The organism is Barnesiella sp. WM24 (genome assembly GCF_004570975.1).
Taxonomy (GTDB): domain Bacteria; phylum Bacteroidota; class Bacteroidia; order Bacteroidales; family Muribaculaceae; genus Muribaculum.
Genome location: NZ_SPPC01000004.1, coordinates 17,661 through 37,819, shown reverse-complemented (window position 1 = coordinate 37,819; position 20,159 = coordinate 17,661). Strand labels below are relative to the sequence as shown.

General features: G+C 48.4%; 17 protein-coding genes. 8 read left to right on the top strand and 9 right to left on the bottom strand.

The annotated features are described in order from the left end of the window. The first annotated feature begins 17 nt into the window (after positions 1–17). The 3 genes from E4T81_RS04845 to pulA all read left to right on the top strand — a co-directional run bounded on the left by E4T81_RS04845 (position 18) and on the right by pulA (position 2,745). A complete protein-coding gene (locus E4T81_RS04845) occupies positions 18–227 on the top strand; it encodes a hypothetical protein (RefSeq protein ID WP_135041966.1) in 210 nt (69 codons plus the stop codon). Positions 228–311: 84 nt separating this feature from the next. Beyond that, positions 312–623: a T9SS type A sorting domain-containing protein gene (locus E4T81_RS04840; protein WP_135041964.1), complete on the top strand. Its 312-nt coding sequence runs from the start codon at positions 312–314 to the stop codon at positions 621–623. A 118-nt stretch (positions 624–741) separates the two neighbouring features. After that, on the top strand, positions 742–2,745 hold the full coding sequence (gene pulA, locus E4T81_RS04835; RefSeq protein WP_135042441.1) for a type I pullulanase: 2,004 nt from the start codon (positions 742–744) through the stop codon (positions 2,743–2,745). 78 nt (positions 2,746–2,823) lie between these two features. On the opposite strand, the gene trxB is transcribed toward pulA, so the two are convergent. The 8 genes from trxB to efp all read right to left on the bottom strand — a co-directional run bounded on the left by trxB (position 2,824) and on the right by efp (position 11,173). Beyond that, entirely contained in the window at positions 2,824–3,768 is a 945-nt protein-coding gene (gene trxB, locus E4T81_RS04830; RefSeq protein ID WP_135041962.1) for a thioredoxin-disulfide reductase, read from the bottom strand. Between the two features lie 44 nt (positions 3,769–3,812). Beyond that, positions 3,813–4,430 carry a LolA-like putative outer membrane lipoprotein chaperone gene (locus tag E4T81_RS04825; RefSeq protein ID WP_135041960.1) on the bottom strand — a complete coding sequence of 206 codons (618 nt, stop codon included), beginning with the start codon at positions 4,428–4,430 and terminating at the stop codon, positions 3,813–3,815. A 27-nt stretch (positions 4,431–4,457) separates the two neighbouring features. Continuing rightward, on the bottom strand, positions 4,458–7,070 hold the full coding sequence (locus E4T81_RS04820) for a DNA translocase FtsK (RefSeq protein WP_135042439.1): 2,613 nt from the start codon (positions 7,068–7,070) through the stop codon (positions 4,458–4,460). Between the two features lie 191 nt (positions 7,071–7,261). Further along, on the bottom strand, positions 7,262–7,906 hold the full coding sequence (gene rpe, locus E4T81_RS04815; RefSeq protein WP_135041958.1) for a ribulose-phosphate 3-epimerase: 645 nt from the start codon (positions 7,904–7,906) through the stop codon (positions 7,262–7,264). A 25-nt stretch (positions 7,907–7,931) separates the two neighbouring features. Then, positions 7,932–8,573 (bottom strand): DedA family protein, encoded by a 642-nt coding sequence (locus E4T81_RS04810; RefSeq protein WP_245207019.1) that lies wholly within the window; start codon positions 8,571–8,573, stop codon positions 7,932–7,934. 124 nt (positions 8,574–8,697) lie between these two features. Continuing rightward, complete coding sequence (locus E4T81_RS04805; protein WP_135041956.1) at positions 8,698–9,279, bottom strand: uracil-DNA glycosylase family protein; 582 nt, start codon at positions 9,277–9,279, stop codon at positions 8,698–8,700. 4 nt (positions 9,280–9,283) lie between these two features. Then, positions 9,284–10,474: an FprA family A-type flavoprotein gene (locus tag E4T81_RS04800; RefSeq protein ID WP_135041954.1), complete on the bottom strand. Its 1,191-nt coding sequence runs from the start codon at positions 10,472–10,474 to the stop codon at positions 9,284–9,286. A 123-nt stretch (positions 10,475–10,597) separates the two neighbouring features. Beyond that, positions 10,598–11,173: an elongation factor P gene (gene efp / locus E4T81_RS04795; protein WP_135041952.1), complete on the bottom strand. Its 576-nt coding sequence runs from the start codon at positions 11,171–11,173 to the stop codon at positions 10,598–10,600. A gap of 124 nt (positions 11,174–11,297) precedes the next feature. On the opposite strand from efp, the gene E4T81_RS04790 reads away from it, so the two are divergent. From E4T81_RS04790 to E4T81_RS04775, 4 genes are all read left to right on the top strand, one after another. Then, positions 11,298–13,451, top strand: coding sequence for a glycoside hydrolase family 3 C-terminal domain-containing protein (locus tag E4T81_RS04790; protein ID WP_371683033.1), 2,154 nt, complete (start codon positions 11,298–11,300; stop codon positions 13,449–13,451). A 56-nt stretch (positions 13,452–13,507) separates the two neighbouring features. Then, complete coding sequence (locus E4T81_RS04785) at positions 13,508–15,709, top strand: sodium-translocating pyrophosphatase (protein WP_135041948.1); 2,202 nt, start codon at positions 13,508–13,510, stop codon at positions 15,707–15,709. Between the two features lie 239 nt (positions 15,710–15,948). Next, positions 15,949–17,835: a DNA mismatch repair endonuclease MutL gene (gene mutL, locus E4T81_RS04780; RefSeq protein WP_135041946.1), complete on the top strand. Its 1,887-nt coding sequence runs from the start codon at positions 15,949–15,951 to the stop codon at positions 17,833–17,835. A 54-nt stretch (positions 17,836–17,889) separates the two neighbouring features. Beyond that, positions 17,890–18,507, top strand: coding sequence for a porin family protein (locus tag E4T81_RS04775; protein WP_135041944.1), 618 nt, complete (start codon positions 17,890–17,892; stop codon positions 18,505–18,507). Positions 18,508–18,556: 49 nt separating this feature from the next. Here E4T81_RS04775 and E4T81_RS04770 read toward each other — a convergent pair whose 3' ends face one another. After that, positions 18,557–19,003: a type I restriction enzyme HsdR N-terminal domain-containing protein gene (locus E4T81_RS04770; protein ID WP_135041942.1), complete on the bottom strand. Its 447-nt coding sequence runs from the start codon at positions 19,001–19,003 to the stop codon at positions 18,557–18,559. Positions 19,004–19,120: 117 nt separating this feature from the next. Here E4T81_RS04770 and holA point away from each other — a divergent pair, with 117 nt between their 5' ends. Continuing rightward, positions 19,121–20,158, top strand: coding sequence for a DNA polymerase III subunit delta (gene holA, locus E4T81_RS04765; protein ID WP_135041940.1), 1,038 nt, complete (start codon positions 19,121–19,123; stop codon positions 20,156–20,158). Position 20,159 lies beyond the last annotated feature (1 nt).

Here is a 20,159-nt window from a genome sequence, read left to right as displayed (position 1 = left end):
AAGAATTTATCAGGACTATGGACTCCGGCAGGCTTATCCCTGCCGGGAGTCCTGTTCATGAGAAAATGCACTCTCTCAGCCAGGAAGCCTTGCGGATAACAATGGAGATAAACAATGTCTACCATACACGCGAGGAAATCATAAGGCTGATGTCGCAACCGACCGGCAGGGATATTGATGAAAGCTTCGGATTGTTTCCTCCCTTTTACACAATTATCTGCAACTGATAAATTGAAGAATTATTGTGTAAGATTTGCTGATTTAATAAAAAAGTTTTATCTTTGTAGATAGTTAATACCGGAATTGTGGATATGAAGAAAAAAATCATGACATTGGCTATTGTGGCTTGCATGGCATTGGTAATGCCGGCGATTCCTTTCGCGCAGCCCGTCGATGATGACTTTGCATCTTCCGTGACCACTTCCGCTCCCTTGATGAAAGCAGTGCCGCAGGGTATTGAACTTACTGTTACTGACGGAGAAGTCCATCATTTCAACATCTACTCTATAACCGGGCAGATGGTTAAGTCGATAGATGTCGCCGAGTCAGTTACGGTTGACTTGCCGCAAGGCTACTACATTGTCAAGTGTAAGGACTGGTCTAAGAAGATAGTAGTGCGCTGATTCTGGCGTAAGGAGGGGCTATAGTCTCCTGCTTATGTCGGTGATTGGTGTGCTTTTGTGTTTATGTTGTCTTATATTTTAAATTTCTCTATTAATCATTTTAATGAAGTTTTATGCTATGAAGCTGTGTGCAAAAACGGCTGTTGCCGCGGCGTCATTTGTTTATGGCACTTGTGCCTTTGCAGCCGATATTGATACCGTGTATTCTACATTTGACACTTACGACGGAGATGATCTTGAATTGACGGTTACTCCCGAAACTACAAAATTTGCTCTTTGGTCGCCTGAAGCAGAGGCTGTGAAAGTCTATATCTATCCTACCGGACGCAATTCGGCTGCTGAAGATTCGCTCGTGATGAAACGTGGCAGCCACGGAGTGTGGCGAGCCGAAGTTGAAAAGCCTCTTTACGGTAAGTTCTATACATTTTCTATAAAACATAGAGGGAAATGGCTGCAGGAGACCCCGGGTATCTGGGCGAAGGCTGTCGGTGTAAACGGAGAGCGCGGGGCTGTAATCAATTTTGCCGAAACCAATCCTGAAGGCTGGGATTCGGATCATGGCCCGGCAATCACTAATATAAATGATGCTGTGATTTACGAGATGCATCACAGGGATTTTTCCATGCATCCGTCGTCGGGCATTGTTAACAAGGGCAAGTTTTTAGCCCTTACAGAGCATGATGCCGTTTCGTCGCTTGGCGACAAGACCGGTATCGAGCATCTTAAAGAGCTTGGTGTGACCCACGTCCATATCCTGCCTTCTTATGACTATAACAGCGTTGACGAGACCCGCCTGTCGGAAAACGGCTATAACTGGGGATATGACCCGCTTAATTATAATGCACCCGAGGGAAGCTATTCGACCAATCCGGTTGACCCGCTTGTCAGAATCCGAGAGATGAAGGAGATGGTCAAGGCGTTGCACGATGCAGGAATCGGTGTAGTTATGGATGTGGTCTACAATCACACGGCACAAAACGATGACTCCAATTTCTCATTGACTGCTCCCGGCTACTTCTACCGCCACCGTCCTGACGGCACTTACAGCGATGCGTCGGGGTGTGGCAACGAGACAGCCTCCGAGCGCAGGCAGATGCGCGACTTCATCGTAAATTCGGTTAAGTATTGGGCAAAGGAATATCATATTGACGGATTTCGCTTTGACCTCATGGCTATCCACGACACAGAGACCATGAATCAAGTCGTCGCCGAACTGAAAAAGATTAATCCTGACATATTTGTGTATGGCGAAGGATGGACGGCAGGTGACTCGCCTCTTCCTGTCGAGCGAAGAGCTTTAAAAGAAAATGTATCTGCGATGCCTCAGGTGGCTGTATTCAGCGATGATCTGCGCGATGCTGTAAAAGGTCATTATACTGATGAAAAAGACCGTGGTTTCGCTACCGGAAAGCCCGGACTTGAAGAGACGGTGAAAATAGGAATCGTCGGTGCGACCGCTCATCCTCAGGTTGATTATTCCAAAGGCAATAATTCAAAGAAGCCTTATGCTCTTTCTCCTGCACAGGTGATTAACTATGTGTCGTGTCATGATGACTTGATGCTTACCGACAAGCTTGCCAAATCACTTCCTGACGAGAGTGTCGCCGACCGTCAGCGTGCCCATAAACTTGCCGAGACAATAGTGTTTACTTCCCAAGGCACTCCGTTCATGTTTGCCGGAGAAGAGATATTCCGCGATAAGAAGGGCGTGCATAACTCATACAAGTCGCCCGATTCTATCAATGCGATTGACTGGACGTTGAAGCATGACAACGCGGAACTGTTCAACTATTATCGAGAACTTATAAAGCTGCGCAAGAGCCATCCGGCATTCCGCATGACGACTGCAGAAGATGTGGCTCGTAATCTGGTTTTTGACAACGTTAATGAGTCTAATCTTATTTCTTACTCGCTAAAGAATCATGCCAATGGCGATGAATGGAAAGAAATCAAGGTCGTGTTTAATGGAGGCAATGAGTCCAAAACCGTTAAAATAGCCGGAGGCGAATGGCTTGTGATTGCCCGCGACGGCAAACTTGTTGCCGATGGTTTCGACCGCATAAAGGGTGGTAAAATCACAGTGGAGCCACGCTCTGCACTCATTCTTGCCAAAGAGAAATAAGTAACGCGTGAACAACAAATAAGGCGCCCCGGTCTACTATGACTTGGGCGCCTTGTTATTTTATAGATATTGTGACTCTTACTGCTGATGTTCCATGAGGAAATGCTCGGCATCAAGTGCTGCACGACATCCTGTGCCGGCTGCTGTTATAGCCTGCTGATAGTGGGAATCGGCTACGTCACCTGCTGCAAACACGCCTTCAACGCTCGTCGCCTGGCTTTTTCCGGGCAGAACGATGTAGCCCTGGTCGTCAAGTTCAAGCTTGCCACGGAATATGTCGGTGTTTGGCTTGTGTCCTATTGCAAGGAAGAATCCGTCAATGTTAATGTCAAACTTGTGCTCCTTGTCAGTTCCGGCAAATTCTACAAGATGTGCCCCCTCAAGAAATTCCTCTCCGAATAGACCGAGAGTGTTTGTGTTGAAGAGTACGGTTATGTTCTCTTTGTCCATCACGCGCTTCTGCATGACCTTTGACGCGCGAAGGAAGTCTTTGCGGACAATCAGATATACCTGTTTTGCAAGACCGCTCAGGTAGAGCGACTCTTCACATGCAGTGTCGCCGCCGCCTACGACAGCGACAGTTTTACCGCGATAGAAAAATCCGTCACATGTGGCACATGCCGACACTCCCAATCCTGCAAAACGCTGCTCGTCGGGCAATCCGAGATAACGCGCCGACGCGCCTGTAGCCACGATTACCGTATCGGCAAGGATTACTGTGTTGTCATCGGCTGTTACCTTGAACGGACGCTCTGAGAAATCCACATCCTTGATTATGCCGTTGCGTATGTCAGCGCCAAATCTCAATGCCTGTCGGCGCAGGTCCTCCATGAGCTGCGAGCCCATGACCCCTTCCGGATAGCCGGGAAAATTCTCTACTTCCGATGTCGTAGTGAGCTGACCTCCGGGCTGGATGCCTTCGTATAGAATAGGTGATATATTTGCTCTTGAAGCATAAATCGCTGCGGTATATCCGGCGGGTCCGGAGCCGATTATTACGCATTTGGTGTTTTCTGTCGCCATATAGTCTTTTTGATTTTGGTTATTAATAATTGATATGCGATTTCCTATCTCAGGTCTACTATTACTGCACCGGGCAGCTGCTTCTTGTTAAAGACAAAAGTAGAGTGGGGATAGTTGGTTCCGCTTTTTATCGATTTGATTCTTATGTCAAGCTTGCTCCCGGTGTCAAGAGTGAGAGATATATTTGACGGTAGATAGCTCTTTGTGCTCAAAGTAAGCACCGCATCGGTAATCGGAGAGCCTTTCTTTGTCTTGGGCACAAGGTGAATTTTATAAGTCCCGGCTGCCGAGTGGAGGAGGGAAGGAGTATAAGCCTTTTTGAAACTGCTTATTATGACAAACGGATTTATAGCCACCAGCTCTTCGGGCGTGGGCTCTATCACGTTTACCTCGTTGGTGTCGGCTGAATAGCTCCATTGGGTCTTGCCGTCATACCATGCCATAATCTGGTCGGAGCTAAGATGAAATTTGTCACCGCTCATGACCAGTGTCCCTGACATGTGTTCTCCGTCAGCGACCATGTCGTAGGTCGCCGACAGCGACTTTATCGACTGAATCTTCTTTGCAGCCGAGTCCATGACCTGTGATGCGCTCTTTGCCTGTTGTCCGTAGATGCTCGCCGATATGGCGGCAAGCACGATGAAAAATAATATTCGCTTCATATCTATTTTAAAATGTCGCGTCAACGGTTATTGTTCATTCTCAAGCATGCGTTCAAGCATAAGCGGATCCACAAGCACATTGCGGGGTTTGGCGCCCGACGCCGGTCCTACTATACCTTTTGCCTCAAGCTGGTCCATGATTTTTCCCGCGCGGTTATAGCCGATCGAGTAACGGCGCTGAAGCGACGAGGTGGATGCGGTGTTGCTGCTTACCACAAATTGTGCCGCCTCCTTGAACAGCGGGTCAAGGTCATTTATCGAGCCTATAGCCCCTCCGCCGTCATTTTCCGGTATATAGTCGGGGAGATAGTAAGCCGAGGGGTATCCTACCTGTTCGTCAATCGAGTCGCATATTGCTTCCGCTTCTTCTGTGCTGATAAATGCACACTGCACTCGGTCCATCTCGCCATTATGGGAGAAAAGCATGTCGCCTTTTCCGATAAGCTGGTTGGCGCCCGGACGGTCAAGGATTGTGCGGCTGTCGACCATCTGTGACACCCTGAAGGCTATACGCCCCGGGAAGTTGGCTTTGATAATACCAGTGATGACATTGGTCGACGGACGCTGTGTGGCGAGAATCATGTGCATACCCACAGCACGCGCGAGCTGGGCGATACGGGTAATCGGTGTCTCGACTTCCTTTCCGGCGGTTATCATCAGGTCACCGAACTCGTCGATTATTATTACGATATAGGGGAGAAAGCGGTGACCTTTCTCCGGGTTAAGCCTGCGCTGTATAAATTTGGCGTTGTATTCTTTTATGTTTCTAACGTTTGCTTCTTTAAGTAGGGCGTAGCGGTTGTCCATCTCGACACAGAGAGAGTTGAGAGTAGCCACGACCTTTGACGTGTCGGTGATGATAGGCTCCTCCTCTTCAGGCAACTTTGCAAGATAGTGACGTTCAAGACGTGCATATAGGCTGAACTCTACCTTTTTGGGGTCGACAAGCACAAATTTCAGTTCTGAAGGATGCTTTTTGTAGAGCAGTGAGGTGATTATGGCGTTAAGTCCTACAGATTTACCTTGACCGGTTGCACCGGCGACAAGCACGTGGGGCATTTTTGCAAGGTCGGCGATAAGCACATCTTTTGAAATCGTCAGACCCATAGCCATAGGCAGTTCGTGGCGACACTCCTGAAATTTCTTTGACGTGATTATAGAGCGCATCGGCACCATCTGTGGGTCTTTGTTGGGCACTTCTATACCGATTGCCCCTTCGCCCGGTATGGGCGCGATGATTCGTATGCCGAGTGCTGCAAGGTTGAGCGCTATGTCATCTTCAAGACCTTTGATCTTTGAAATTCTCGTTCCTTCTGTCGGGATTATCTTGTACAGGGTCACAGTCGGTCCTACTGTGGCTTCTATCGAATTAATCGAGATGCCATAGTTGGCGAGAGTCGCGGTGATGCGCTGCTTGTTTTCCTCCATCTCCTGCTCGTCGACACTTACATTGTCGTTTTTCATTTCCGACAGCAGCTCTATGGGAGGGAAGTGGAAACGAGGCAGCTCTGCAGTCGGGTCATATACATTGGTTTCGATTGACTCGGCTTTTTCGACCGTATTTACATTTACAGTGAGCCCTACGGCTTCCTGCTCTGTCTCTGCCGGCTCCGCAATTTCTTCTTTGACTGTCTCTGCCACAGTCGCTACGCTTTCTGTCGACTGCGGCATGGTTGTCGCTTCCATTAATCCATAGCCCGTCCTGTCGTCATGCTTGACCTCGGGTTGCGCTTCCGGAGTAATGACCGAGTCATGTCTGCGATAATCGTCAGGGCTTCTTCTTTCCGGTTCTTCACCGTCCATCAGGGCATCAAGCGAGTCGTCGACAAATATTCGGGCAGGAGGTGTCTCACGCACATTGTCCTGCTCCTGATTGTCCTCATCATTCTTTCCGTCAACCATTTCCGCCGACTCTCTCAATGTCTGCTCAATGCGTCTGCGCTCTTCCTCTTTGGCGGCGCGTTCGGCCGCAACTTTTGCTCGGTGCTTGTTTACGCGCCGGCGATAGGCTACATAGACTTTGCGTAGCTCATTGAGGTAGATGGACATGACAAGCCCTATGAGCAGGATGCTCACCAACATTGCGCCAAACACGCCTGTGTGGGAAATCAAGAATCGGTTTATCTCATATCCGTGGATGCCTCCCCAGAAAAACCAAGAATCGGCCTTGAAGGTGATAAGCCCGGTTACGACCGAGAGGGTGATGGCAAGTATGAGGCATCTCATGGTGAGAAACCAGAATGACTGCTTTTTATTTCGGTTGAGAAGAGACATGCCCACCGCAAAGAAGTAGTAAATGAGTGCAAACGCACCTATGCCAAGTCCGTTTGATATGAAATTTTGCGACAGGTAGGCACCGAACGCACCGCCGAAATTCTGTACATCTTCCGGATTTTCAGCCATTTTGCTTACCGTATTGCTGATGACTATGCTCTGGTCGTCGCTCCCGATTGCAAAATAAGATACAGCTGATACAAGAAGATATGCCGACCACAACACGAGTGCGATTCCGGCAAACATTTTTGTGCGCCTGTCTTTGAAAAATCTGACCGGTGCTATTGGACGTCTTTCCTTTTTAGGCTTGTTTTTAGGAGCCTCGCTACGTGGTTTGGGAGCCTCGTTTCGGGTTTCGGTCTTCATTCTCTCTGCCTGTCGTCGGGCATATTCCCGGTCAAGGGCATCGGGATCAAAGTTATCTGACATGTTTTATATGCTTGCTAATGAATATGTATCAAAATGATTGTAGTTACATTGTTGAAATGTAACTACAAAGATACGACAACCCAAGGTCTTTTTCAAGACCCAGGATTATATAGCTTGGTGAATAATCGTTAAAGAGCCTTCAGTGTGCGGATGGCGTGGTGCGGGTCGGGGGCATTGAACACATAGCTTCCCGCAACAAGCATGTCGATGCCATATTGCGCCAGCAGTGCGCCAGTGTGGGCATTGATACCGCCGTCGACCGAAATCATTGCGTGAGAATCCGACTCGGTAATCAAGCGTTTCAGACGAGCCACTTTGGAAAGCGTGTTCTTGATGAATGACTGTCCGCCGAATCCGGGATTTACCGACATCATAAGCACAAGGTCTATGTCGGTTATTACATCTTCAAGCGTTGTGACAGGAGTGCCGGGGTTTATTGCTATACCGACCTTCATACCTGCCTGGCGTATAAGCTGAACGACACGGTAGATGTGGGTGCATGCCTCAGCGTGTACAGTGGTGAACACAACTCCGCAGTCTCTCAGCTGAGAAATGTATTTCTGAGGCTCCACAATCATAAGGTGGGCATCGATTGGAATTGTCGACACTGCGTTGATAGCCTTTATGACAGGAAAACCAAAAGTGATGTTGGGGACGAAAACACCGTCCATTACATCAAGATGCAGATAATCTGCGTCACTTGAATTGAGCATTTCAATCTCATTCTGAAGGTTTCCGAAGTCGGACGAAAGAAGTGATGGTGCTACGAGCATGATGGTATAATGTGTGGATTGGTTATTAAATTAATGGATTCTCGTTCTTTTTAGGCTTGAAAAAGTTGTATAGTATGTACAACAGGCACAATAGTCCTATGCCAAGCCCTATGTATGTGAGATAATCGTTGTATTCTTCTACCTTTGCAAAAAGCTGTTCTTGCGGTACTGCCTTTCCGAGCCAGTAGCCGAGACCGGCAAGCACACAGTTCCACACCATTGCGCCAAGCCCGGTGAAGACTATGAATTTGCCAACGTTCATCTTTGCAAGGCCGGCAGGTATGGATATAAGCTGTCTTACCGCAGGAATCAACCGCCCGATAAACGTGGAGATTGCACCGTGACGGTCAAAATACTCTTCGGCGTTCCTTACCTTTGCCTCGTCAATAAGGCAGGCGTGCCCGAAACGGCTGTTGGCGAACTTATATACTACAGGACGACCTATCCATACTGAAAGATAATAGTTTATGAGGGCGCCAACAATGGCTCCGGCTGTGGCAATAAGCACGACAGCCACGATATTTACATCGCCCTTTGTGTAAGCAAGGTAGGCAGCGGGGGGAACAATTACTTCGGAAGGGAAGGGTATAAACGAACTCTCGATTATCATAAATGCGAATACGAGAAGATACACGGTTGTTCCGTTGGCATTCAGGAATTGTTCCATTATACCGGCGGGATCAAATATCGCGAGTGTAATCAAGTCAAACATATGCTTTTTACGGCAAAATTTTTATTAGTCAAAATTAATAATTAAACTCTTAAAAAACAATTTTTTTATCAAGAAAACCCTAAAATATCCCTATTTGTTGCAACATTTCAGCATAATATCTCACTTTCTTTTCCAGCGGGAGAGGGTAGGCGCGCGATGTCGACGGCATCCTGAATATGTCGACATGCCTTCTGTCACTGAGTGTCGCTGAAACGGATTCTCCTATTTTGGGGACGGTCGTGCCGGTGATTGCGGCAAGAGTCTCGCCCGCTTTTTCTCCGGTTGTCGCAAGGGCGTGACATGACGGCGCCTTTGACAACACATCCATGAGCGGTATAGGCTCTACGATTTCGAGAAATTTGTCAGACGCATTGTCTTTAAGGCGCCTTACCGCGTGTCCCGTATCGTTCAGCGCTATACCTTTTTCATCAAGCAACGCTTTTATAAGGGGGAGCTTGAATGTGCGTTTGCCGGCATCATACAGGTAATCCTTGTCTCCATAAAATATTACGCCCATAATCCGCCAGAAGTCATTTATGCGGTTAGGGTAGTAGAAGTCCATTGACCACCTTTCCCGTTTCGGCGGGAATGTGCCCATAATCAGGATTTTTGCATTAGCCGGAACATACGGCTCAAATGGATGATACTCGAGGGGAATCATAGTCTTATAGTTGGTCGGCTACAGCGTCGGCAAGTGCGCGGCAGTCGGAGAGTGTAGTCGCTGTGGGAGCCTGCTTTGTCTCGACCGAGGCAATATCGGCATTGTATAATTTTGCGTCTTCAAGAAGCTGGTTTATGCGCTTTACCGCCTGTGGTGCCCATGTGTAGGAGCCGAACGTGGCTGTGACACGGTTCTTCAGCTCACGGGTCTTGATGGCGTTCAACACAGTTTCGACAGGAGGGAAAAGGGTGTTTGAGTAGGTAGGCGCACCAATTATAAGCCCTTTGTAGCGGAATATGTCACTTATTATATAGGAGAGATGTGACTTGGTGACATTGTGCATCTTTATCGTTTTGATGCCACGCTCGGCAAGTCGTGACGCTATTGCCTCTGCCATCTCTTCCGTGTTGCCATACATCGAGCCGTAGACAATTGTGACTCCGCGCTCTCCTTCATACTTGCTCAGGCTGTCGTATATAGCGCCTACTTTGCCCCTGTGCTCATGCCATACGGGACCATGGGTGCTGCATATGTATTTTATGTTCAATGGCGACAGTTTGGCAATGGCTTTTTGCACGAAGATTCCATATTTGCCCACTATGTTGGAATAGTATCGGTACATTTCCGGAATAAAGGGCTCTATATCGGTCTCTGTGTCAATGATGCCTCCGTTGAGCGCGCCAAAACATCCAAATGCGTCACCTGAAAACAGTACCGCCTTCTCTTCCACATAGGTCATCATTGTCTCAGGCCAGTGGACCATAGGGGTAAGCTTGAATGAAAGGCTCATTCCACCGAGGTCGAGTGTGTCTCCGTCGGCGATTTTCATGATGTTGTCGTCAACGCCGTAAAAGCCTTTTACCATTTCAAGGGTCTTGGCATTGCCGACAATAATCATGTCGGGGAAGAAGCTTCTTAACACTTTGATAGAGCCTGAGTGATCGGGCTCCATGTGGTTTATGACAAGATAGTCTGGGGCGGTGCCTTGTCCGAGTATTGATTCTATGTTTTCGCGCAGTTTGTCACATTCACCAATCTCTACGCCATCAATGAGGGCTGTCTTGTTTTCTCCTTTTACTATATAAGAATTGTAGCTGACTCCGTGAGGTATAGGCCATAAGGCTTCAAAACGGTGGGTCTTGCGGTCGTTTACTCCTACATAGTATATGCCCTCGACTATTTCTTTTATATTCATAATTCTGACAATAATAATTATATAATCACTTTTAATATATGAATGTTCAGTGGAGTGATAACTAAAAAAAGCCGTTTCCGAAATGGGAGGAAACGGCTATAAGTTTTGATTCCTTTAGGAAAATCAGGATTTGGCGCGTTCAACACGTTCTACATAAGAACCGTCGCGGGTGTCGATACGTACCTTGTCGCCGGTCTCGCAGAAAAGGGGAACACGTACTTCAGCACCTGTTTCAACGGTTGCGGGCTTGAGGGTGTTGGTAGCGGTGTCACCTTTGATGCCGGGCTCGGTATAGGTGATTTCAAGCACAACGCTTGTAGGCATCTCGCAGGTAAGGATTGTGTCAGACGCTGCGTGTACCATCGCTTCGCAGATGTCGCCTTCCTTGAGGAACTGCACGCCGTCGATGCTTTCACCGGGAATTGCAACCTGCTCAAATGTTTCGGTATGCATGAAGTTGTAGCCCATGTCATCCTTGTAAAGATACTGGTAGGGACGACGCTCGATACGCACTTCTTCCACCTTTACACCTGAGTTCCAGGTCTTGTCGAGTATACGACCTGTCTTTACGTTTTTAAGTTTTGTTCTTACGAAAGCCGGACCCTTACCCGGTTTTACATGAAGAAACTCTACGATAAAAAAGTAGTTGCCGTCAATATCGAGGCACATTCCGTTTTTAAAATCTGCAGTTGTTGCCATAAATGATTATATCGAATTTTTAATTACTTGTTGAATGAAATGTAAAATTACTTTTCCAAATTTCAGTGCAAAGATAATCACTTTTCTCAAATAAACCGTATATTTGTAGATAATATCCATGATTATGCACATTAAGAAATTCTTCACATTGCTGTCGGCTGCATTTGCCGCTTCCGGGATTGCAGCCGCCGATTTTGCTTTTCAAGACACGACGCTCTCCGACGACGAGAGGGTGTCAATGCTTATGAAAGAGTTGACTCTCGATGAAAAAGTGTCGTTGTTGTCAACCGATCTTGGGGTGCCGAGACTTGGAATCCCGCATTGCTGGCAGGTCGAGGGTCTCCACGGGCTGTCGCTGAGCGGTCCCGGAAAGGAGAACCGTGACACGCTTCCGACAACGATTTTTCCTCAGGCATACGGGCTTGGCGAAACATGGGACACGGATCTTATCCGCCGCATCGCCTCGCAAGTGGCATATGAGACGCGGTATTACTCGCAGCGTGATTCCGATTCAAGAAACATACTTGTAATTCGGGCTCCCAATGCCGATCTCGCCCGTGACCCTCGCTGGGGGCGAACTGAAGAGAGCTTTGGGGAGGATCCCTGCCTGACTGCGGCTATGACTGTCGCAAAAATCAAGGGGCTTCAGGGCGACCACCCGCGTTATTGGATGACGGCGGCTCTTATGAAGCATTTTCTTGCCAACAGTAATGAGTTTGGCCGTGACAGCACGTCGTCTGACTTTGACAGCTCTCTGTTTCGTGATTACTATGCCTATCCGTTTTATAAAGGAGTGACCGATGGCGGGTCGCGAGCATTTATGGCTGCCTACAATAGCTGGAACGGTATTCCAATGGCTATGCATCCCTGTCTTGACAGCATCACCCGCCGTGAATGGGGCAATGATGGCATAATATGCACCGACGGTGGTGCGCTCGGCTTGCTCGTGTCGGCTCATAAGACATTTCCTACGCGTGCCGAAGGTGCGGCTGCTATTGTCAAGGCTACCACCGGTCAGTTTCTTGACCGGTATGAAGACGATATACGTGAAGCCATTGCTTCCGGAATCATTACCGAACAAGATATAGACAAGGCTATACGTGGTAATCTTAAAGTGGCTCTGAAGCTTGGACTTCTTGATGGTGACGGCTCAGCCAATCCGTATCTTTCAATAGGCAGAGTAGTCGACACTGTGCCTCCGTTTTTGACTGATTATGCTAAGGCTCTCGCACGAGAGGCTGTTGCTAAGTCGGTCGTGTTGCTGAAAAATTCTGATTCCGTTGGCGGTGCTCCGTTGCTGCCCGTTGACAGGACGGCGGTAAAGAAAATAGCGGTTGTCGGACCCTATGCCGACAATATCGTGCAGGATTGGTACAGTGGCATACCTCCCTATGAGGTCACTGTATTGGATGGAATAAGCCGGGCTGTCGAGGGGCTGGGCGTCGAGGTGTCATATGCCCCCGACAATCGTATGGATATTGCCCAAAAACTTGCGGCGGAAGCTGACATAGTGATTGTCTGTGTGGGAAATCATCCTTACGGAACAAAGCGTGACTGGTTTTTCTGCCCTGTCCCTTCCGATGGCAGAGAGGCGGTTGACCGCCGCTCGCTTATGCTTCCCGACGAGGATATGCTGCGTCAGATATATGCTGTAAATCCCAACACGGCCCTTCTGTTAGTCAGCAGTTTCCCTTATGCTATAAACTGGAGCAACGACAATATTCCGGCTATATTGCATGTCACTCACTGTTCACAGGAGCAAGGCAACGGTGTGGCTGATGTGATTTTCGGTGACGTGAATCCTGCGGGACGCACCACCCAGACATGGGTAAAGGATATTCTTGACCTTCCGCCTATGATGGATTATGACATACGCAACGGTCACACATATATTTATAATAAAAAGGAGCCGTTGTATAGTTTTGGTCACGGACTCAGCTATACTGATTTTTCTTATGCCGGCATTTTGACAAGGAAGTCAGATGGAAATCTTGTAGTGGAATTTCAGATAACCAACACCGGCGGCAGAGACGGAGAGGAGGTGCCGCAGCTTTACCTGTCGCTTGACAATGGCGCCACGTTTAAGTTGAAGTCGTTTTGTCGTGTGGCTGTCGCTGCCGGTGAATGTAGGAAGATTACATTTTCCATGCCGCTTTCCGAAATTGGCGACTGGAATGAGACAACACGCGATTATTCAGTAGGTAAGGGCTCGGAGGCGCTGATAAGGGTAGGGGCGTCGTCAACCGATATAAGACTGAATGACAAGATAACGCTTTGATGATAAATTGGACACTATTTACCATAATCATAATTCTTAACCTCAAATTTTACTAAATGGAAAAATTACTTTTTTGGGGAGTGCCTGTGGCGGCTTTGCTCGCACTGCTGCTTGCATGGTATTTCTACCGCCAGATGATGAAGGAGAGCGAGGGCACTCCTGTGATGCAGAAAATCGCCTTGTATGTGCGCAAGGGCGCGATGTCTTACCTGAAGCAGCAATACAAAATAGTAAGCATTGTATTTTTGGCTCTTGTCGTGTTGTTTTCTATAATGGCATATGGTTTTGATTTGCAGAATCCGTGGGTTCCTGTGGCATTCCTCACAGGCGGCTTTTTCTCCGGATTGTCAGGCTATCTCGGCATGAAGACAGCCACACATGCTTCGGCGCGCACTGCCAATGCGGCACGCAAGTCGTTGAATGGAGGCCTGCGCGTGGCTTTCCGTAGTGGCGCGGTGATGGGGCTTGTCGTTGTCGGACTCGGATTGCTTGACATTTCATTCTGGTATCTTATACTTGACTGGTTTGTCCCCGATGACCCGGTTACTCCTACGGCTAAACTGTGTATGATTACCACTACGATGCTGACTTTCGGAATGGGAGCAAGTACACAGGCGCTTTTTGCCCGTGTAGGCGGAGGTATCTACACCAAGGCCGCCGATGTCGGCGCTGACCTTGTCGGAAAAGTGGAGGCGGGTATCCCGGAGGATGACCCTCGCAATCCTGCCACAATAGCTGATAATGTAGGTGATAATGTAGGCGACGTCGCAGGAATGGGCGCTGACCTTTATGAGTCTTACTGCGGCTCTATACTTGCGACAGCAGCTCTTGGTGCGGCTGCCTATATGACAAGCGGTGATGTCACAATGCAGTTTAAGGCGGTAATCGCGCCTATGCTCATAGCCGCAGTAGGCATCGTGCTGTCGATTATTGGTATTTTCTCGGTGCGCACAAAGGAGGACGCCGGAATGAAGGACCTGTTGAACTCTCTTTCATTCGGCACTAACCTAAGCTCTGTGCTGATTATCGGAGCCACATTCCTTATCCTGTGGTTGCTTAACCTTAATAATTGGGTCAATATATCGTTTGCTGTCGTGATTGGATTGCTTGTGGGCGTGGTTATCGGGCGTTCGACAGAGTATTATACCTCACAGTCTTACCGACCTACACGCAAGCTTGCCGAAAGCGGCACGACCGGTCCCGCCACTGTGATTATCTCGGGAATAGGTCTCGGAATGGTGTCTACCGCTGTTCCTGTAATCGCTGTTGTAGTCGGCATAATCCTCTCTTACTGGCTTGCCTCCGGTTTTGACTTTGCTAATGTCGGAATGGGACTATATGGTATCGGTATTGCCGCAGTCGGTATGCTGTCGACTCTTGGCATCACGCTTGCCACTGACGCTTACGGACCTATAGCAGATAACGCCGGTGGAAATGCGGAGATGAGCGGTCTTGGCGAAGAGGTGCGCAAACGCACTGACGCCCTTGACTCACTCGGCAACACGACTGCGGCGACCGGAAAGGGTTTTGCTATCGGCTCAGCCGCGCTTACCGGGCTCGCCTTGCTTGCATCTTATATAGAGGAGATACGTATAGGTCTGTCGCGTCTCGGCACTACGGCTATAAATCTCGGAGACATGACCAAGCCGGTGCATGAGGCTTCGTTTACCGATTTCATGACTTATTATGATGTGACATTGATGAATCCCAAGGTGCTGTCGGGCATGTTTATCGGTAGCATGATGGCATTTCTTTTCTGTGGGCTGACGATGAACGCGGTAGGTCGTGCGGCGGCTCATATGGTCGAGGAAGTGCGCAGGCAGTTCCGTGAGATAAAAGGTATCCTTACAGGTGATGCAGAGCCTGATTATGCGCGTTGTGTGCAGATTTCCACAAAGGGAGCCCAGAAAGAGATGGTGTTTCCTTCATTGCTGGCTATTGTGACTCCTATTGTCACAGGTCTTGTTTTTGGAGTCCCGGGTGTGATAGGTCTGCTTGTTGGTGGTCTTTCGGCAGGTTTTGTGCTTGCGATATTCATGGCAAATTCAGGCGGAGCGTGGGACAATGCGAAAAAATATGTTGAGGAAGGCAACTTCGGAGGCAAGGGTGGCGCGGTCCATAAGGCGACTGTGGTAGGTGACACTGTGGGTGACCCATTCAAGGACACTTCCGGCCCCAGCCTTAATATTCTTATCAAGCTGATGTCGATGGTTGCCATCGTGATGGCAGGCTTGACTGTGTCATGGAGTCTTTTCTGATACGCTATAAATAGTTTAAAGATGATGCGGTGACGGTTTTTTATAGCTGTCACCGCTTTTTGCATTGTTTAACATGTCGCTGTTGTGGTTGTTATGCCCGTCGTGAAGAGGTTGTGGCGGGGTATGTGTAACTGTGGTAAAAGTTATCAACATATCATTATCGATAAGTTGTTGATAGCTGATTAGGATAAAACGTGAGGTTATAGTAACTTTGTGTTGATTATAATTGCAATGATACTATGAGTGATGTAATTAGATTGTTGCCGGACTCGGTTGCCAACCAGATTGCTGCAGGAGAGGTGATAGAGCGCCCCGCCGCAGTGGTCAAGGAACTTGTTGAGAATGCTGTCGATGCCGGCGCCACAATCATAAAGATAATTATAAAGGATGCCGGACGTACACTGATTCAGGTGGTCGACAACGGTTGTGGCATGTCGCCCACTGACGCGCGTCTTGCCTTCGAGCGTCATGCTACCTCTAAAATCAGCAATGCCGCTGACTTGTATGACCTTCATACAATGGGATTCCGTGGCGAGGCTCTTGCCACAATATGCGCCATAGCCCAAGTGGAGCTGCGTACAACGCGCAAGGAGGACTCTGTTGGCACGTGTGTTATCATCGAGGGGTCTAATGTTGTCAGCCAGGAGCCTGAGGTATGCGCTCCGGGGTGCAATTTCATGGTGAAGAATCTGTTTTATAACGTGCCTGTCCGCAGGAAATTTCTAAAGAGCGACCATGTAGAGATGAATCATATCATGCGTGAGTTTGAACGCATGGCTCTTGTCAATCCTAATATCGAGTTTCAGCTTGTACATAATGACGCTGTGCTTCATCAGCTTCTCGGCAGCTCGTTCAAGCAGAGGATAGTGGACCTTTTCGGTAAGTCGATAGACAAGCAGCTTGTGCCTGTCGACACGGTGACTTCGCTCGTTAAGATCAACGGATTTGTGAGCCGTCCGGAAAATGCCCGTAAACGCGGGGCACTGCAATACCTGATGGTAAACGGAAGAAACATGCGTCATCCTTACTTTCATAAGGCGGTGATGCACTGTTATGAGCAGCTGATACCTGCCGATGAGCAGCCGTGCTACTTCATTAATTTTACAGTCGATCCTGACACGATTGACGTGAATATACATCCTACCAAGAGTGAAATACGCTTTGAAAACGAGCAGCCTATATGGCAGATACTCGTGGCTGCGATAAAGGAGGGTCTCGGTCGTTTCAATGCTGTTCCGTCCATTGATTTTGACCTTGACGATGCTCCTGAGATTCCTGTGTTTAAGCCTGATGCTGCGGCATCTCACGGGCTTGACCTTGATACGTCTTACAATCCTTTTGCCTCATCGGCTCCGAAAAGGGATGTGGGGGGGGGGTCCACTGTGTGCAGGCAGTCGGCTGTGACCATGAACCAGGATTGGGATCAGTTGTACAGGGATTTTGAACGCAAGCGTGACGAGGAATTGGCAGGAGTCAAGGCAAGCGCGTTAAACTCTCTGTCGCTTGATGATATAGTGGAGGAAGAGGTGCCGGATATAGATTTTCCTGTTGATCTTGACCCGGGCTCCCCGGCTGTCATGCAGTTGAAAGGCAGATATATACTTTCTCCTTCAAAATCGGGCTTGATAGTGGTGGACCAGCATCGTGCCCATGTCAAGATTCTATATGACCGGTATATAGACCTCGCGCAGTTACAGGCGCTTAGCTCGCAGCGGGTGATATTTCCCGAGGTGCTCGAACTGTCTCCCTCCCAGTCAGTGTTTCTTGAAGGACTGGTCGACGAGTTGTCGCAACTTGGATTTGACCTGTCATATCTTGGTGACAACAGCTGGACGGTCAATGGTCTGCCCTCGGTGCTTGATGATGTAAATCCGCGTGAGCTAATGATGTCGATACTGGAGACGGTGATGGACACCGGTGAATCGATAGGCGACAGCATGCGTGACCGTATAGCTCTGTCAATGGCAAAGTCGGCGGCGGTAAAGCCGGGACAGCAGCTTGCCACGGCTGAGATGGATCACATGCTGAGCGATCTTTTCAAGCTTACGTCGCCCAACTATACTCCTGATGGAAAACTTGTGCTGAGTGTGATTACTACGGGCGACATCGAAAGGCTGTTTGCATAGGTGACAAACATTTATTACCTTTGCTTCGTAATATTAATCGTTACTTACTAATTGATGCGAAAATTTATAATATGCCTTGCACTTGCTGCTGCGGCTCTTTCGGGTTTTAGAGCCTCGGCTCAGTTCCGTTATGGTCCTATGGTCGGGTTGACTGTAACCGACCTCAAATTTAAACAGGATCTTATTTCGGTTGATAAAAGTGTCGGCTTTTCTGCCGGTGTGGCAACTGAATTGATGTTTCCGGGAATCGGTTTCGGTGTCGATGCCGGACTCTTTTACGAGCAGCGTGGTGCCACTTTGAATCTCGGTCAGAGGGAAGTGTGGGCATCACAAGGCTATGGCAGAGAGAGGTCTTATTTACATTATCTTGAGATTCCCCTGCATCTGCGCTTTAAGTGGACGAGAATGAATGGTCTTGAAGACTATATAGCTCCGTTTGTGTTCGGTGGTCCATCGTTTAGCATTCTTATGGGACACAGCAGTGTCAAGGCATTGGAATATGCCGGAGGCGATGTGGGCATGACTGTCGGCGGTGGTCTGGAACTGTTCCGCAACTGGCAGGTTCAGTGCAGTTATACCTGGGGTATAGTATATGCGGAAAAGACAAAGCTTCTTGACGATTTCAGCGCAAAAAACCGTACACTTAACGTGCGTGTAGTGTATCTTTTCTGACATCATCCATCATTATCATATACCGGAGCCGCCTTTGTCGCGGCTCTTTTTATATGGTATCATATGCCGGAATGTCGGGTATGAACCGATAAGTGCCGTTGTCATAGTCTATGACACAACAATAGTGGGTGAGACCGTTTGAGACAATGAGATAACGCGCGCGAAGCACCATGTTATAGCGTACAATCTGGTCAAATGTCGATTGTGAAACGGTGACCTCCGGTGATTTGTATTCAATTATCATAATCACTTTGCCTGAATGGTCCACGACAATGCTGTCGCAGCGGCGGCGCGTGCCGTTGAGGGTGATGCCTACTTCGTTTGCCATCAGGGAGGCGGGATAGCCTTTGGCTGTGATAAGATACTCGATGAAATGTTGTCTTACCCACTCTTCGGGGGTGACAGCCACATATTTCATGCGCAGACGGTCGAAAATTTTCACGCCGTCGCTGTCGCGGCGTAATTTGTAGTCGTAGTGGGGCAGGTTTAGTTTCATCGATGCTTAAATTTGTCGGAGACGGAAAATTTCTGTAAATTTACAAAAATAAAACTGTAAGTGACCTGTAAAAGACGGTTACTTATAAAAAGGATGACTGTAAACTGACTTTAAACTATGGCGGCTGCACCCAAGTCGATGACATTTGACGAGATAGTCATGCAGATTAATGCGCGCAACTATGCGCCGGTCTATATACTGCATGGCACTGAAGGATATTATATCGATGAGCTACTCAAGCGATTTGAGGCGATTGTCCCGGAAAGTGACCGTGATTTTAACCTGTATACGATGTATGCGCCGGAGGTTGAGATGGACACGGTGATGGACGTGTGTCGCCGCTATCCGATGATGTCTGACGTGCAGGTGGTAATTCTGAAGGAGGCACAGTCGATAAAGTCAACACAACTTGACCGGCTGCATCTGTATGCATCACAGCCTTCGCCGTCTACCGTGCTCGTGGTCGCGTGTCGTGGTGACAAGTGCAAGTCCAAGGAGCTTCTTGCCGAGGCAGGAGCCCACGGGGGAGTTGTCTTTGAATCGCAGTCGCTGAAGGATGCCGAGGTCGGCAGGACGATAAGCGCGTATATAAAGAAAAAGGGACTTAATATCGAGGCTAAGGGTCTCGGCATGTTGCGTGACTACGTGGGCACTGACCTCTCGCGGCTACATAAAGAGATTGATAAACTTGCAGTGGCTTTGCCGTCGGGGGCGACAGTGACACCGGAGGTCATAGAAAATCTTATAGGCATCAGCAAGGATTATAATAACTTTGAGCTTATTAGCGCTCTTGCCACTAAAAACTCGAAACGCGCGTTCACGATAATCAATCATTTCAGGCGTGACCCGAAGCGTAATCCTTTTGTTGTCACAATCGGCAGTATATGGAATTATTTCTCAAGTCTGCTCGTCCTGCTATATACGAAGGACAAGAGTGACGCGGGGCTTTGTGCCGCATTGGGAAGAAAGGGGACGTGGCTACCTGCCGACTATAAGGAGGGTATGCGTAACTACAATGCCTGGAAGCTTATAGAGATAATACGTGCCATTAGAGTTGCCGACGCTAAAAGCAAGGGCGTGGATTCACGCATGGATCCCTATGACATACTTAATGACCTTGTGTTTCACATTCTGACCGCCCCGGGCAAGATTTAGT